This window comes from Roseateles sp. P5_B10, from assembly GCF_056400485.1.
The window spans coordinates 1-540 of the sequence record NZ_JBFULE010001715.1 but is presented as its reverse complement, the minus strand read 5'-3'; the positions used below and the strand labels follow the sequence as shown (position 1 = coordinate 540).

1 protein-coding gene is annotated in these 540 nt (G+C 63.9%); it reads right to left on the bottom strand.

Features of this window, described 5'->3' with window-relative positions; genetic code table 11:
* Nucleotides 1–540, bottom strand: a 540-nt coding sequence (locus tag AC1DU6_RS35500; RefSeq protein ID WP_477863299.1) for an aspartate carbamoyltransferase catalytic subunit, incomplete at both ends; no start/stop codon positions are given.

The following is a 540-nucleotide window of genomic DNA, read 5'->3' as shown; positions in this document are numbered from 1 at the left end:
CGCTGCAGCCGCAGCATCATCACGATGTCGGCGCCGTTGAGGCCCTCGCGCATATCGCGCGCGACCTCGACGCCCATGCGCTCGATGCCCGGCGGCAGCAGCGTGGAGGGCGCGACCACGCGGACGCGTGCGCCCATCGTGTTGAGCAGGAGAATGTTGGAACGCGCGACCCGCGAATGCAGCTCGTCGCCGCAGATCGCGATCACGAGACCTTCGAGGCGGCCCTTGTTGCGACGGATGGTCAATGCGTCGAGCAGGGCTTGCGTCGGATGTTCATGGGCGCCGTCGCCGGCGTTGATGACGGAGCCATCGACCTTGCGCGCCAGGAGTTCGACCGCGCCAGAGGCATGATGGCGCATCACGAGAATGTCCGGATGCATCGCGTTCAACGTCATCGCGGTGTCGATCAGCGTCTCGCCCTTTTTGATCGAGGACGATGACACCGACATGTTCATGACGTCGGCGCCGAGCCGCTTGCCGGCCAGTTCGAACGACGACTGGGTGCGTGTCGAATTCTCAAAAAACAGATTGATCTGGGTG